Annotated in this window: 10 protein-coding genes and 4 pseudogenes; 9 read left to right on the forward strand and 5 right to left on the reverse strand. The window is 47.0% G+C overall.

Going from position 1 to position 15703, the window contains the following annotated elements:
* Positions 1–277: 277 nt before the first annotated feature.
* Positions 278–826 carry an outer membrane protein gene (locus R7Z10_RS18800; protein WP_025594094.1) on the forward strand — a complete coding sequence of 183 codons (549 nt, stop codon included), beginning with the start codon at positions 278–280 and terminating at the stop codon, positions 824–826.
* Between the two features lie 385 nt (positions 827–1211).
* On the opposite strand, the gene R7Z10_RS18805 is transcribed toward R7Z10_RS18800, so the two are convergent.
* The 3 genes from R7Z10_RS18805 to R7Z10_RS18815 form a co-directional block, all read right to left on the reverse strand.
* Positions 1212–1847, reverse strand: a complete 636-nt coding sequence (locus tag R7Z10_RS18805) for a recombinase family protein (protein WP_258512333.1) — start codon at positions 1845–1847, stop codon at positions 1212–1214.
* 319 nt (positions 1848–2166) lie between these two features.
* A complete protein-coding gene (gene glpK, locus R7Z10_RS18810; protein ID WP_161755291.1) occupies positions 2167–3687 on the reverse strand; it encodes a glycerol kinase GlpK in 1521 nt (506 codons plus the stop codon).
* A 51-nt stretch (positions 3688–3738) separates the two neighbouring features.
* Entirely contained in the window at positions 3739–4593 is an 855-nt protein-coding gene (locus R7Z10_RS18815; protein WP_161755289.1) for an MIP/aquaporin family protein, read from the reverse strand.
* A 534-nt stretch (positions 4594–5127) separates the two neighbouring features.
* Between R7Z10_RS18815 and glpA the strand changes: the two genes are divergently transcribed.
* From glpA to glpC, 3 genes are read left to right on the forward strand one after another with little or no spacing between them, the layout of a single operon-like run.
* Entirely contained in the window at positions 5128–6798 is a 1671-nt protein-coding gene (glpA, locus tag R7Z10_RS18820; RefSeq protein ID WP_025594253.1) for an anaerobic glycerol-3-phosphate dehydrogenase subunit A, read from the forward strand.
* Positions 6795–8120, forward strand: a complete 1326-nt coding sequence (gene glpB / locus R7Z10_RS18825; protein ID WP_014257458.1) for a glycerol-3-phosphate dehydrogenase subunit GlpB — start codon at positions 6795–6797, stop codon at positions 8118–8120. The genes glpA and glpB overlap by 4 nt, the downstream gene beginning before the upstream one ends.
* Positions 8117–9343, forward strand: coding sequence for an anaerobic glycerol-3-phosphate dehydrogenase subunit GlpC (gene glpC, locus R7Z10_RS18830; protein ID WP_004726856.1), 1227 nt, complete (start codon positions 8117–8119; stop codon positions 9341–9343). Before glpB ends, glpC begins: the two co-directional genes overlap by 4 nt.
* Positions 9344–9489: 146 nt before the next feature.
* Here glpC and R7Z10_RS18835 read toward each other — a convergent pair whose 3' ends face one another.
* A complete protein-coding gene (locus tag R7Z10_RS18835) occupies positions 9490–9963 on the reverse strand; it encodes a DUF4832 domain-containing protein (protein WP_025594143.1) in 474 nt (157 codons plus the stop codon).
* On the opposite strand from R7Z10_RS18835, the gene R7Z10_RS18840 reads away from it, so the two are divergent.
* The 5 genes and pseudogenes from R7Z10_RS18840 (at position 9940) to R7Z10_RS18860 (ending at position 14978) form a co-directional block, all read left to right on the forward strand.
* Positions 9940–10353, forward strand: coding sequence for a LysE/ArgO family amino acid transporter (locus tag R7Z10_RS18840; protein ID WP_025589760.1), 414 nt, complete (start codon positions 9940–9942; stop codon positions 10351–10353). The two genes, R7Z10_RS18835 and R7Z10_RS18840, sit on opposite strands and share 24 nt — an antisense overlap.
* 702 nt (positions 10354–11055) lie before the next feature.
* Entirely contained in the window at positions 11056–12528 is a 1473-nt protein-coding gene (gene ltrA / locus R7Z10_RS18845; RefSeq protein ID WP_031848075.1) for a group II intron reverse transcriptase/maturase, read from the forward strand.
* Positions 12529–12888: 360 nt separating this feature from the next.
* Positions 12889–13044, forward strand: a pseudogene (tdh, locus tag R7Z10_RS18850) (L-threonine 3-dehydrogenase); the annotation flags it as partial.
* A 389-nt stretch (positions 13045–13433) separates the two neighbouring features.
* Positions 13434–13685 (forward strand): annotated as a pseudogene (locus R7Z10_RS18855) (SCPU domain-containing protein); the annotation flags it as partial.
* A gap of 168 nt (positions 13686–13853) precedes the next feature.
* Positions 13854–14978: pseudogene (locus R7Z10_RS18860) on the forward strand (ISAs1 family transposase).
* 25 nt (positions 14979–15003) lie between these two features.
* Here the strand turns inward: R7Z10_RS18860 and R7Z10_RS18865 are convergent.
* A pseudogene (locus R7Z10_RS18865) lies at positions 15004–15703 on the reverse strand (PQQ-dependent sugar dehydrogenase); the annotation flags it as partial.

The raw sequence follows: 15703 nt of genomic DNA on the forward strand, positions 1-15703 counted from the left end.
TATGCGGTGAGAGTGAAATTTTAATTGGATTGGTAAGTCGCTTCTGGACAGAAATCAGCTAGAGCATCTACTTAAATTAGCAATTCATAAATTACTTTTTGTATGGCAAAGTGAGTTTGGGAGAGCTAGCGCTTCGGTTAAGATAGCGCTAGCTAAAAGGATTGCCTCAAGATTAGGCTTTGGCTTGATGCGCACAACGAGCGTTACGTTAAATATTCGCTATTAACGATACTCCCATGCATGCATAATATCTCCAAATCAACTATAAGGACTTAAAGTGAAAAAACTGATTTTACTAGCACTCTTAAGTGCAAGTGCAAGTGCAAGTGCAAACGAGGTAGACCATTTTTATGTCGGCGGCAATTTACTTGTAGGTCACAATACTGAGTTAGATGCTGGTATTGCAACTATTGATGAAAGCAACGACTTAGGTGGAGGTGTGTATGCTGGTTATAATTTTGCAGTTCACCCTAATGTAGATTTAGGTGTGGAGTTAGAATACCAACATTTTGGTGAAGCTGAATTTAATGAAGATGCCAGTGTTAAAGGTGATGCCTTTTATATTAACGCACGCCCTAAGTTTATAGATAAAGGTAATAAATTATATAGCGCACTCATTCTTGGCGTTGGTTCATTAAAGGGCGAAGCCAACGTCTTCGGTATATCTGAATCAGAATCCAAGTTCTCTTATCAAGCAGGATTGGAAGTAGGTTACATGCTTGACAATGTAGACCTTGCTATCGGCTACAGATACAGGTCTGCTGAATTTGATGGTGTAGATATCAACATTCAAGGTGTGACAGTTGGTATGAGATATAACTTCTAGTAGCTTGCTACGAATGAGCTATCACAACCAAAAAGCTTCCCATTCGGGAGGCTTTTTTAAGTGCAGGTTATTCCTACTATGGTAAATCCGTAAGTTAGCTATCAAAAATCAGGCTTCCTGTTACCTAGAAAGCGTTAGCAACGGTTTTAATAAGAAATCTATACCTAACGTTTTGAAAGTTTGTGACACTTTGAACTTGATTTACAGGGCAAAAGTCAGCGAGTGCGCTTGAAACAAGAACAGCACAATGATGCCCATTTTTCGTACTAGTTATACTTGGTCAAAATTCAACCAGTAACAATCCTGTTCTTTTTGACGAAACAAACTTTGGGGCATTTCTTGTTTAGGGGACTAGAGCCCATAAGGAACAGAAACGTTAAGCTTCTTATCCCAATGAACGCTCACTTGCTAACTTCTTAGCCACCCGAATTACCGTTCTAGTGGACACATTCGTCAATTTAGCGGTATCACTGATACTTAACCCATTGATAACTCTTAACTGATAGATTTTTTCATGAATCTGGAGATCTGCTTGTCTTCCTCGATATTTTCCCTCTTCTCGAGCCTTCATGATCCCTTCAGCTTGCCGCCGCCGTCGATCTTGGTAATCTTTTCGTGCAATTGCAGCGAGCATATCCATCATCATCCCATTAATAGCCCTGATCATCGAACGAGTGAACTCGTCGGGAATGTGTGGCGCAAAAGCGATATGGCTAGTTGGTAAATCGATACTGATTACCTTAAGTTCCTTTTGGTTCAGCATTTCTTTTAATTTGAACCAACTTTCTTCATCAAGTCGAGAAAGACGATCAATTTGCTCTATTATGATCGCATCACCAATTGCAGCATCATCAAGTAATCGGAGTAATTCAGGTCTTTGTAATGAGGCTCCCGATTCATTCTCAATATACCAACCTGCTATTCGAAAGCCCTTTTGCTGTGCAAACTCCTGTAAAGCACCTTGAGCACGTTTTGCATTCTGATCAGAGGTTGATGCTCTTAAGTATCCAAAGATGTACATAAGCCCCTCAAAGTGACATTTAGATTATGATCTAAACAAGTGTGACAAATAGGTTATGACAAATCTACTTTTCGTGTCAATTTTTACGTGTGACTTATAAGTATACCTAAGCGTCATACCGTTCTAACTGTTTGATTTAATGCTTAACGTACGAAACCGTACCGTTGGGCTTCACACCCCAAGGTGTGCAAAACGCCGCTTAAATAAAAATAAAAAAAGACGTGTAAAAAAAGCCCGGGCAATTGCCCGGGCTTTTACTTTTCCCCGATAACCGCTTCCCCCCTACGAAGAAACGGTCATTCACACAATGGTTGTTACATTACTCTTCTTCGTGATGTAACTCAGCCCATGCTTGCGCACATTTCACCGCGCGTTTCCAACCTTTGTAACGACGTTGACGTTTCTCTTCATCGTGGAGAGGTTCAAAACTGCGATCAATTTCGGCTTTATCTTTCAGTTCTTCCAAGTCATCCCAGAAACCAACAGCCAAGCCCGCCAAATAAGCGGCACCCAGTGCTGTGACTTCAGTGACTTTTGGACGATGTACTTCGGTATCCAACACATCAGATTGGAACTGCATCAGGAAGTTGTTGGCAACCGCACCGCCATCCACACGCAGTGCAGACAGGCGAATGCCGGAGTCTGCTTGCATCGCATCTAGGACGTCACGAGTTTGGTAAGCAATACTTTCCAACGTTGCACGGATGATGTGATTTGAGTTCACGCCGCGAGTCAGGCCCACAATGGTGCCACGTGCGTAAGCATCCCAATATGGTGCGCCAAGGCCCGTGAATGCAGGCACCACGTACACACCGTTTGACGTGTCTACTTTGGTGGCGAAGTATTCTGAGTCGTGCGCATCAAAGATCAGTTTTAGCTCATCACGCAGCCACTGAATAGAAGCGCCGCCCATGAATACTGCACCTTCCAGTGCGTAAGCCGGTTCGCCTTTCGGACCACAAGCCAGAGTCGTCAGCAGACCATTTCTTGACGTCACTTTTTCCTGACCGGTGTTCATCAGCAGGAAGCAGCCTGTGCCGTAGGTGTTTTTCGCTTGACCCGCTTTCACACACATTTGGCCGTACAGCGCCGCTTGTTGGTCACCCGCAATCCCTGCGATTGGAATACGCGTACCGCCTTTACCACCGATGTTGGTTTGGCCGTACACTTCTGAAGAGCGCTTCACTTCTGGCATCATTGCCAGCGGAATGCCGAACTCTTTCAGGATCTTCTCATCCCACTGCAGTGAGTTGATGTTAAACAGCATGGTACGCGATGCGTTGGTGTAATCAGTCACGTGTACGCGACCTTGGGTCATTTTCCACACCAACCATGTATCGACGGTACCAAACAGTAGTTTTCCCGATTCAGCGGCTTCGCGTGCGCCTTCGACGTTGTCCAGAATCCACTTGATTTTGGTGCCCGAGAAGTACGGGTCAAGCACCAAGCCGGTGTTTTCGCGAATGTACTCTTCTAGCCCGTCACGCGCTTTCAGCTCTTCACAGATTTCAGCCGTACGGCGACATTGCCATACAATCGCGTTGTAAATCGGTTTGCCCGTTTCTTTGTCCCAAACGATGGTGGTTTCACGTTGGTTGGTAATACCAATCGCCGCGACTTCATCACTACGGATCCCCGCTTTGCCCAGCGCTTCAACCAGCGTTGAACTTTGCGTCGCGTAGATTTCCATTGGATCATGCTCAACCCAACCCGCTTCTGGGTAGATTTGAGTGAATTCACGCTGAGAAACGCTCACAATATTTGCATCGTGGTCGAATACAACAGCTCGCGAGCTGGTGGTGCCCTGATCTAATGCAACCACATATTTCTGCTCAGTCATGGTTTATTCCTTATAGTTTCACGTTCTTGCTAACTTCGAATTACTTTCATTTTAGACGTGTGATTGTTCACTTTCTTCCACGTCATCACACTGGTTCGGGATAGTACAGCCCGTTCCCACGGTTGGAAGATAAACCGCGATAAATTTCGGATATGCCCACGCACCAAAACATGCACCCAAGATTGGCGCTGCAATCGGGACGATGAAATATGGGATATCTTTGGCGCCGCTCAGTGCATAATCCCAACCGGCCAGGTAAGCGAACAGCTTCGGACCGAAGTCACGCGCTGGGTTCATCGCAAAACCAGTCAGTGGACCAAGCGAGCCGCCGATGATTGCAATCAGAATACCGATCAACAGTGGGTTCAGCGCATTACGGTGTGCACCGTTGTTTTCGTCGCCCAGTGCCAAAATCGCAAACATCAGTACGGCTGTAATGGTAAATTCGACCGCGAACGCACCGCCAAACGACAAGGCAGCATTCGGATACGTCGAGAAGATACCCGCAGTGGCCAATGCTTCTTGGCTGCTACGTACAAAATTGTGCGCGATTTCGTAATCGGTAAAAAGGTTGCTGTACAAGCCGTAAACCAATGCTGCCGAGCAGAAGGCACCCAGCACTTGCGCCACAATATAAGGAACCACTTTCGCTTTATCAAAACCATGGAAAGCGGCCAGAGCGATCGTTACCGCGGGGTTAATGTGAGCCCCTGAGACACCAGCTGTACAGTAGATGGCGATGGCAACGCCCATGCCCCACATGATACTGATTTCCCATTGACCAAATTGTGCGCTAGTCAGCACGAGTGCTGCCACACAACCCACACCGAAGAAAATCAGCAGTCCGGTGCCGATAAACTCCGCGATACACTCTCCTAAAAGAGTATGTTGTTTTGTTCGAGTCATAAGTAAGAGTCCTGTTTATAGTTATGTACACAAACTTTGTGTGGGCAAATCTGACCACAGAAGAGCACTCTCGAAAATCGAACAAGGAAATTTATGAGCGTTCGAGCACAGGTTTGTTAATGTCAAACTCGTTTTTTGTTAATTGGCGCATCATTTTGATCATTTCATCAGTAGGGTTAGTTTTTATCGCGCCATTTTCTAATCAAGAAAACCCTAATAAACTGAGCAATTGCTTATTAAACAAGGCATCATACGTTTTCATTTACCAACAACGTTCTTGACTCCGCTTGCACATCAGACCAGCTCGTTAGCGAATTTATTCCTGTTTTCATCGATTTACATGTAACAAATATGTGCCTAACCCTGTTAAATACCAGCAACATTGTTGGTTAATTTCTCCACACCCACACGAAACAATCACCAAAACTATCAATTTAACGCTCGTTCGCGCTTTTGTGAGCAATATATCGAACGTAAATGATAAAAAAAAACATACTAGTTGTAAGTTTATTAAAGTTGCATAAGGTAAAGGTCATGACGGCTTATCAACGAATGGAAACCGACGTTGTCATCATTGGCGGCGGCGCGACCGGCACAGGCATCATGCGAGACTGCGCATTGCGAGGCATCGCGTGCATTCTGTTAGAGAAAGATGACATCGCCTCCGGCACCACGGGTCGTAACCACGGCTTGCTGCACTCTGGTGCGCGCTATGCCGTCACTGATGCAGAATCGGCCAAAGAATGCATTCAAGAAAACCAAACGCTCAAACGCATCGCTCGCCATTGTGTGGAAGCGACTGACGGCCTATTCATTACTCTGCCTGAAGACGAACTCAGCTTTCAAGACACCTTTATTCAGGCTTGCGGCAATGCCGGTATCGAAGCGACCCGTTTAACGCCAAAAGAAGCACTCGCGCTCGAACCGAACGTGAACCCGGCGCTGATCGGTGCGGTGAAAGTGCCCGACGGCACGCTGGATCCGTTCCGTTTATGTGCCTCGAACGTCCTTGATGCCAAAGAGCACGGCGCGCGCATGTTCAACCGCACCATCGTCACCAGTTTGATTCGCCAAGGCGATACCATACTCGGTGTACGCTGTTTGCAATTGGGCACCAACCAACAGTTTGAAATCTTTGCCAAAGAAGTGATCAACGCCGCGGGCATTTGGGGACAACATATCTGCGAATATGCCGACCTCAACATCAAGATGTTCCCTGCCAAAGGCTCTCTGTTGATCCTCGATTACCGCATCAATAACTTGGTGATCAACCGTTGCCGTAAACCTTCCGATGCCGACATTCTGGTGCCCGGCGACACCATTTCACTTATCGGCACCACGTCCGAACACATTGATTACGACCAGATCGACAACTTGCACGTCACCGAACGTGACGTGGATGTGCTGTTGGCAGAAGGCGCGAAACTTGCGCCGATCATGGCCAATACGCGCGTACTGCGTGCCTACGCGGGGGTACGTCCTTTGGTTTCGGTAGATGACGATGGCAGTGGCCGGAATATCAGCCGCGGCATCGTTTTGCTCGATCACCAAGAGCGCGACGGCCTCAAAGGCCTCACCACCATTACCGGCGGCAAACTGATGACCTACCGCTTAATGGCGGAATGGGCGACCGACTTAGTGGCGAAGAAACTGGGCAACACTCAGGCGTGCGAAACCCACACGCGCCCACTGCCGGGGTCAAACGAAACGCCAAAAGCCATCAAGAAAACCGCCAGCATCGCCAAACCGGTGTATGAATCCGCCATTTATCGCCATGGTGAACGCGCCACGCAATTCTTGTCTGACGATGCCAAGAGCCAAGCGATTATTTGTGAATGTGAAATGGTCACTGCGGGCGAAATTGAATACGCGATTAAACAGCTCGACGTCAACAACTTGGTCGATCTGCGCCGCCGCACTCGCTTAGGCATGGGCCCTTGTCAGGGCGAACTGTGCATCTACCGTGCGGCCAGCCTGTTTTCCGAATATGGTCAGGTCGATGGCTGTCAATCGAGTGAATTGTTGGTCGATTTTCTAGAAGAGCGCTGGAAAGGCATCAAACCCATTTTCTGGGGTGATGCGCTGCGCGAAGCGGAATTCAGCTATTGGATTTACGAAGGATTACTCGGTGCCAGCGACCTGCCCCAGCCCGCTCAATCAGAACACCCTCAAGCAGAACAACAAAAACAGGAGGCGGAATTATGATGCATTATGATGTGGCCGTGATCGGCGGGGGCATTGCGGGTTATACCGCTGCAATTCGCAGCCTGCAAGCTGGCAAAAAAACCGTGCTCATCAATCAGGGTCAAAGCGCGTTACATTTCTCTTCCGGCTCCATTGATGTGCTGGCGAAATTACCAGATGGCAGCGCGGTCACCCACCCGTTTGATGCCCTCGACGCATTACAGCAACAAGCGCCGTCCCATCCGTACAACACGGTGGGTCGTAGCACGCTGCAAAAAGGGCTGGAATGGTTTCGTCAAACGCTCGCCACCGCGAACGTGCCGCTATCGCATCAAGATGATTTGGCCAATCACGGGCGCATCACGCCGCTTGGCACACTCAAAGCGACTTGGCTATCGCAGCCATTTGTTTACCAACACCGCCAAGAAGTTTCGTTTGAGCGTATTGTGGTGGTTTCGATCGATGGCTATCGCGATTTTCAGCCACAAATGCTGAAAGATAACCTTCACCAGCATCCTGATTTTCAAGGTGTGCCGATTCACACGGTCACCCTGTCGATTCCGGGGTTTGACGGATACCGCCGCAACCCAAATGAGCTGCGCTCAATCGACATTGCACGTTTGCTAAAACACGATGCCGCGTGGACCGCGCTATGCGATGGTTTGATGCGTGCAGCCAATCGCAACGACTTGGTGATCATGCCCGCGATCATGGGCAACGGCGATGGCCTAACGCTGCTAACGAAGCTACGCGACACCACGCAACTGCAATTTCACGAAGTGCCGACCATGCCACCATCGCTGCTGGGTATTCGCATTGAAGAGGCGCTCAGTCGCACCTTCCTGCTGCTGGGTGGCATTCACCTCAAAGGCGACAAAGTGGTCAACGGCACGTTTGACGGCGAGCGTCTGGTTAGCCTGCAAACGCAAAACCTGCGCGACATGGCCATCAGCGCTGACAACTACATCATGGCAACCGGCAGCTATTTCAGCCAAGGGTTGCATGCCGAGCAACACGCCATCCAAGAACCGATCTTTGGCTTGCAAGTGACGCATAAACCAGCACGCGTTGATTGGCGCAATCCGGCCTTCTTTGCCGACCGTTCACACCCTTTTATGGCATTCGGTGTCGAAACCAACGCGCAATTGAACCCACAGCGCAGCGGCGTCACCATTAAAAACTTGTACTGCTGCGGCTCCATGTTGTCGGGATACGATCCCGTGTTTGAAGGGTGCGGTGGCGGCGTCGCGATTGGCACCGCCTACCACGCCATCATGCAATGCCTAGAACCTCAATTGTCAGCGTCTCACCCTAACCCATTCGATCAGGAGGTGCTCGCATGAACGCGCCATTTTCAAAAGCTGCTCCTCTGAATACCAGCTTTGACCAATGTATTAAATGCACCGTCTGCACGGTGTACTGCCCCGTGGCAAAAGCCAACCCAGATTACCCAGGCCCGAAACAGTGCGGGCCGGATGGCGAGCGCCTGCGCATTAAAAACCCGGAATATTACGACGAAGCGCTTAAATACTGCACCAACTGCAAACGCTGCGAAACCGCGTGTCCTTCTGGGGTGAAAATCGGCGACATCATCGCCGTCGCGCGGGGTAAACATGGCAAGAAACCGCTCAATCCGAAACTGATGCGTGACTACGTGCTGAGCCACACCGACCTGTTCGGCTCACTGGCCACGCCATTTGCACCAGTGGTGAACTTCGCCACATCGATGCCATTGGTGAAAAAAATCATGCACAAAACCATCGGCGTGCATGACCACAAAGCGTTGCCGAAATACTCGCACGGCACGTTCCGTCGCTGGTTTAAACAAAATTGCACCAGCCAGCCGCTGTATCAGCGCCAAGTCACCTACTTTCATGGCTGCTACGTCAACTACAACCACCCACAATTGGGCAAAGATCTGGTGAAGGTGTTGAATGCGATGAATATTGGCGTGCGCTTGCTGAACAACGAGAAATGCTGCGGCGTGCCTTTGATTGCCAACGGTTTTCATGACAAAGCGCGTAAAAACGCATTGCTGAACGTGAAGAACATGGAAACTGCGGTCAATGAATATCACACCAAAGTGATTTCAACCTCCTCAACTTGCTCGTTCACGCTGCAACAGGAATACCCGCATGTGCTCGGCGTCGACAACAGCCAAGTGTCCAACGACATTGAATACGTCACGCGCTTCCTGCTGAAAGAGTTTATGAATGGCAATGCGCCGAAAATGAAACCGGTCAACCTCAAAGTGGTTTATCACACGCCTTGTCACTTGGAACGCAGTGGCAACGTGATGTTTACCATTGAGTTACTGCGCATGATTCCGGGCCTAGAACTGATTGTCCTCGATAGCGAATGCTGCGGTTTGGCGGGCACCTATGGCTTTAAAGAAGAGAACTATGACGTGTCGATGAAAATCGGCTCGCACCTGTTTGACTCGATCAAAGCCTCCGATGCAGATTTTGCGATCACCGACTGCGAAACCTGTAAATGGCAAATCGAAGAGAACACCGCGCTGGAAACCATTCACCCGGTCAGCTTGCTGGCGCAAGCACTGGCTTAGTCTTCCAACCCCAAAAAGGCGTCTTCAAAGAAAGTCGTTTCAACGCTCAACGTACAAAAAAGCGGGCATTGCCCGCTTTTCTTCTGTCACTTTCGCTTTTCGTTTGCTGCTGTCTATCGCACCACAGCATGGCGAAGGCTGTCGACCTAACGAATGGTCACGTCAGATAAGCGATACCAGCCCGACGCCTGCAACCCTTCATTGGCCAGATTCACTTCTGCCTCAGCATGGCGATCGACCAAGGCCAACTCAAGGTAGTAATGGCCGGTGGGGATCGTTTCAGGCAAAGTGAAACTGCTGGAGGTCGCGTGTTCACCCGGCAGCCAACGCATGACATCTGCGGTTGAGACGTTGAAAAACGCGGTTTCTTCGTCCTCATTCACCAATCGATACGCCAGATAATGGTGCTGATACGGTGGCGCGTTCCCTTCGTTCACAAGCAAGGCCTGAACCGTCATGGTCGCGCCCGGCGTCAATTCAGCAGGGTGCACCAGTGTGTCTACACGCAGACGATAGCCAATTTGAGCCAACGCATCGTCCAACAAATCACGATACTGAGTCGGCACCACGTGCGATTTCAGGTTCAATGTCGAAGCGTGCTGCGCAATCGCCCAATCCAAGCTTTCTGGTATGGCTACCAATCTGCAAAATCAGCTTGGAAAGGTTCAAGTCACCTAGAGTTGGAAAATTCGGACATTGCCCAGAGTTGGTTAAAAGTCGTTTTAATGGCGATGGCTATCACTTTTTTAAATCCACATGTATATCTGGATACGGTGGTGATACTCGGGGGCGTGACTGCTCAAATGGAACCTGATGAAAAACTATTGTTTGTTATAGGGGCACTGATCGCATCAGGGGGCTGGTTTTATGGATTAGTGTATTTGGCTAACAAGTTGATCCCACTTTTTAGTAAGCCAAGAACATGGCGAATTTTAGATTCTGCGATTTCATGCATCATGTGTGGTATTGCATTGAAGCTGGCAGCACCTTTGTTAAGCCAATACATATAGAGCGTCGCGATGAAGCTGCATTTCTATTAACTAAATTGCTCCTGTTAGATTGGACACTGAGTTTCCATACCAGAAGTTATTCGTCCTTTGCTAATTTAAGTAAATACTCTAAACCATTTCTGTCCGTGCGACCTGAAGTCGTATGAAGCGTTGTTCACCGCTTTATGAGTGAACCGTCTGTATCACCAGATGAACCTACGAGCCTGAATAAAGCAGCGGCTCGGACAATGTAACGAAACTTGGCCGTTGGGCTGAGTGGGAAAAGAATCGTGAGAGGACGTTCCTCCTGAAAACCACAATTCGGGTAAGTGCTAGGTAGTCAGTATGATGAACATATGTGAATCCATTCAAGGTGCGTTATATGATGAAGCAGCGGAAGTGGTTATTACGCTGTAGCCAAAAGGCAATGAGAGTTGGAAAGAGGTTGGACAGTACTTTTTCGTGGTCACTGCACTCTCCGCACTATAGTGGGCATCTAACCCGACATTTTACGCAACATACGGAACAGGGTAAGCCTGTATCACTCCCTTTGGGAAAGCCTTTGTGGCCGATAGTGGTGCAGGTATAGGAGGTCGGAAAAAGCGAAAGCTACATTGTAATGATGCAGATACAGACTTATGTCTGATCACGAAAGTGAGCCCACTTCCGACTGGTCTTCCATTGCGAGAGAATTTGAAGAACTTTATTCAAGGAGAAAAGCAAATGGTGATCTCGAAAGAGATTAGTGCATCTTCTGACGGCGATCAATGGCAGTCCATCGACTGGAAATCCGTTGAAGTACACGTATTGAAGCTTCAAATGCGTATCGCAAAAGCAACTAGAGAAAAGAAATACGGTAAGGTGAAGTCTTTACAGTGGCTCTTGACTCATTCTCGCTCAGCCAAGCTTCTCGCGGTTAAGCGAGTCTCTCAGAATAAAGGCAGTAAAACGCCTGGAATAGACGGTGTCATCTGGAACACAGATGCACGCCGTATGAAAGCAGTCGATCAACTGAGTCGCAAGGCTTACTCCGCAAAACCACTCAAACGTATCTATATTCCCAAAAAGAACGGTAAGCTCAGGCCACTGGGTATTCCATGCATGATTGATAGAGCGCAACAAGCCCTCCACCTTCTTGCATTAGAGCCTGTGTCCGAAACGTTTGCCGACCTCAATAGCTATGGTTTTAGACCAAATCGCAGCACGGCTGACGCTGTCAGTCAGTGCTTCAAATGTTTAGCTCTAAAGCAATCCGCGAAATGGGTTCTTGAGGGAGATATTAAGGCTTGCTTCGACAAAATCGGGCATAAATGGCTGATGGACAATATCATTGTAGATAAACGAATGTTAGAGCAATGGTTAAAATCTGGCTATGTAGATAAGGGGCTGTTCTACGATACCGAAGAAGGTACACCTCAAGGTGGAATAATATCTCCAACCTTGATGCTAATGACTCTCGCGGGAATAGAGCAACAAATAAAATCTACAGCTCTGAAAATGGGTGCTAGGGCCAACTTTATCGGTTATGCGGATGATTTTGTGGTCACCTGCTCTTCAAAGGAAGTGCTAGTGAACGATATCAAACCGTTGATTGCTGGCTTTTTGGCAGAAAGAGGGTTAACCCTCTCCGAAGAAAAAACGAAGGTCACTCATATTGATGATGGCTTTGACTTTCTGGGTTTCAATCACAGGAAGTACAAAGGGAAATTGCTCATTAAACCGAGCAAATCCAATACGCTGTTATTCCTTAGAAATCTACGTGAAGTTATTAAAAAGCACGCAACCATCCCTGTTAACGATCTTATCAAGTTGATAAATCCGAAACTTAGGGGATGGGCGAATTACTATCGCCACTGTGTTGCTAAACAAGTATTCGGGTATGTCGGCCATAAACTATTCCAAGCGTTATGGCACTGGGCAGTTAGACGTCATCCAACCAAGTCCAAAGACTGGGTTGTGCACAAGTATTTTCTCAATCGTAAAGGCCAGTGGCAATTTCACGGTTGGCAGAAAATCATGAACATGGACTGTCACTTCAATCTGTTCCAAATAGCGAAAGTGCCTATCGAAAGACACGTAAAAATTAGGAGTGCTGCGACCCCTTTTGACCCTCAATACCAAGAATATCTGGTGAAGAGAAAATCTAAAAGGCTAGCTCGTAACTCTTGGAAAGAGCCTGTCCCGACTGCGTTATAAGTTGCTGGGTATCAATGATGCCTTAGTGGAGGCTTGAGCCGTATGCAGTGAAAGTTGCACGTACGGTTCTTAGAGGGGCGGCACTTGGTAACAAGTGTCGTCTACTCGACAAAAACTTTCTTACGATAACGAGCTTTCTGTTTCGTGAGTCGGTCGCGACAGATCCAGCTTAGGGATAACTTCCGGGTATTGTGAGGTTTGGCTTGATGTTGAGCGTACTCTATAATAATAGGGGCAGTGTATTGGCTTAGAGTCGTCAACTTTAAAGAGTGAATCAAAACGTCCCAAATCGGTCCCATAGAAATCTGGTTGGGTTGTAAGATCTTGATAATTAATACTTTTTATCCTATCATGCCCAACATGTTCGAAACTTGGTACAAGATGGCTTCACTGATCCAATCTGGTCTGGATCTATCGCCAATCATCACGCACCACTACAAGATTGATGACTTCCAAGAAGGCTTCGATGTAATGCGCAGCGGTATGTCAGGCAAAGTTATTCTTGATTGGGAATAACTTATTCAAGTAAGAAATGCGCTCCTTTTTGGGGCGCATTTTTGTTTCATGAAGATTTTTGTTTCGGGAAGAAATGGTCGCCAATCTTTTCTAAACTTCTCGTATCGTTCTGCTACTTTTTTTAGATTTTTTCCACTCAACTTCACCCTACCTTCTAACTAATTGTCAATTCTGTATTTGGAATAAGATAATAACCATTTGTTTTTAGTGGTTATTTTTTAGCGTTACATGCTTAAAAATCGTCATTTTTAAGTTTAATGTTTTTATTTTCTGTTCGTCTTTATCCTTACCCTGCTTCTTTTTATTGTTTTACATTTTATATGCATTTGGTTTGTCATAATTGAGCTATAACTAATAAAAAGGTTACCGATATACAGTGGAATGTAAAAATGGAGCTTTATATGAAAAGATTTTATCTGATGATGCCTCTGCTCTTAACCTCATTTAGTTGGCAAGCGAATGGAGCGTCAGTGAGCGGTACGATTGATGTTTCAATTAACCTTGTACAAGGTTGTGTGATTAATGGAAATAATGCGGTAGATGCAGCTTCTGGCGTTGGCTTTGGCTCACTTGCCTTTGGAGACGTGCCTGCAATCTTCAGTGAACAAGATGGTGTGGTAAATGGTGGTAGTGCGACAGGGAAAATTCACGAACATGCCCATGTTTAAAGAGTTCGTGGCGCATTGAGTTCTCAATTTTCGAACTTCACTAGTTGGCGCAATCACACAACAATCAATTGGCCGAAGATCGATTTGTAGATCATTTTCAGTGTTTTTTAATACCTCCATAGACAAATTGGAGGTCCAACAATGAGTAACCAGCACCCATTTATGCATTTCGATGTTATCCCAGATTACCGACAAAAAGGCAAAGTCGAGCACAAGTTAACAGATATCATTTTGTTAACAATTTGCGCGGTGCTTTCTGGTCAAGATGACTGGAAAGCGATCAGTCTTTACGGTCAAGCTCGACTAGATTTTTTGAAGCGATTCGGTGATTTTAGTCATGGTGTTCCTCAACATCGACCATAGCCAGAACGATGGGAATGATAAGTGCGACTCGATTACAGAAGTGCTTTATTGAATGGATGAAAGATTGCTGTGAGTTGACCAAAGGAGAGGTGGTTGCCATCGACGGTAAAACGGTGAGGGGCTCTTACGATGACTCTCGCGGACTCGGTGCTATCCATATGGTCAACGCGTTTGCCACTGAAAATGGCGTGAGCCTCGGACAACAAAAAGTTTACCAGAAGTCGAATGAGATCACCGCCATTCCAAAGCTCCTTGAACTGCTTGATATATCAGGCTGCTTAGTTACGATTGATGCGATGGGCTGTCAAAAGAAAAATTGCACAAAAGATACTTGATAGTGACGCGGACTATCTTTTAGCAGTTAAAGGTAACCAAGGTCGTTTAGAGCAAGCGTTCGATAACTATTTTGACATGAGCATGTTTCAAAACCACGATGGTGACTCCTACAGCACGCAAGAGAAATCACGTGGTAGACAAGAAACTAGGCTTGCATTGACCAATAAAGATTTAAGTGTTTTAGGTGATATTGAGTTTGAATGGCCTGGTCTTAAAACCATGGGTATTGTGGTTTCAATAAGGCAAGAAGAGGAAGTAGCGAAAGAGTCAGAATTAGTGGTGAAATACTACATCAGCTCGAAGGATTTAAATGCTAAAGAATTGTTAAATGCAACGCGTTCACATTGGTTGGTGGAGTCGATGCATTGGAGCTTGGATACCACATTTGGTGAAGACTCGAGTCGTAAGCGCGCGGAAGAAAGTGCAGAGAATTTCGCAAGGATCAGACAAGCGTGTTTAAATATGCTCAAGAGTGAAACGACTCTGAAAGCGAGTGTGAAGCACAAAAGAGCGATGTGTGCCATGGATTCTGAGTACCTATTGAAGGTGCTAGCAAGCCTTTATTGATGGGGATGTTCATGATTTTTCCGTGGACGTATACCAGCTTGGGATCTTCCATTCCCGGTAACGACTTAGCTTCCCCAACGCCCAACGGCCCCCAATATTCTTTACCATGAGAGACTTTAGCCCAGCCGTAGTTCGCGCCTTTCTTGATTAGATTAATTTCATCGCCGCCGCGTGGTCCATGTTCAATAGACCACAGCTGTTTTGTTGCTTCGTCGTAAAACATACCTTGTGGGTTGCGGTGCCCGTAACTCCATATCTCAGGACGAGCTTCGGAAGGTTTGAATGGGTTGTCTTGCGGAACCGAACCATCAAGGTTAAGGCGCACAATACTACCAGCATGGGTTTGACTGTCTTGCCCATTATCACGTTCGCCACGGTCACCGATTGAGAAGTAAACTTTATCGTCTACAAATGAAATTCGACTGCCGTAGTGGCGACCCGTGTCGGTGATGGCATCAGCAACAAAGAGATCGTTCCAACCCACAAGTTGATTGTTTTGCAATTGCGCCGTCGCTAACGCCACCGTATTGCCTTTACTTGTGCGCTTGCTGTAGGTAAAGAAGAGTTGCGGGTTTTGCGTATCGGCATTCGGTGCGAGCGCAACATCCAATAAGCCGGCTTGTCCAATGGTGTTCACATCGGGGACGCTAAACAGCTTTTGAGGTTTGCCTGTGGTGATATCCAGCAACGAAACCGTACCGTTCTTTTGATTGACGATAACGCGT

This window comes from Vibrio sp. Vb1018 (assembly GCF_033338775.1).
Lineage (GTDB): Bacteria > Pseudomonadota > Gammaproteobacteria > Enterobacterales > Vibrionaceae > Vibrio > Vibrio alginolyticus.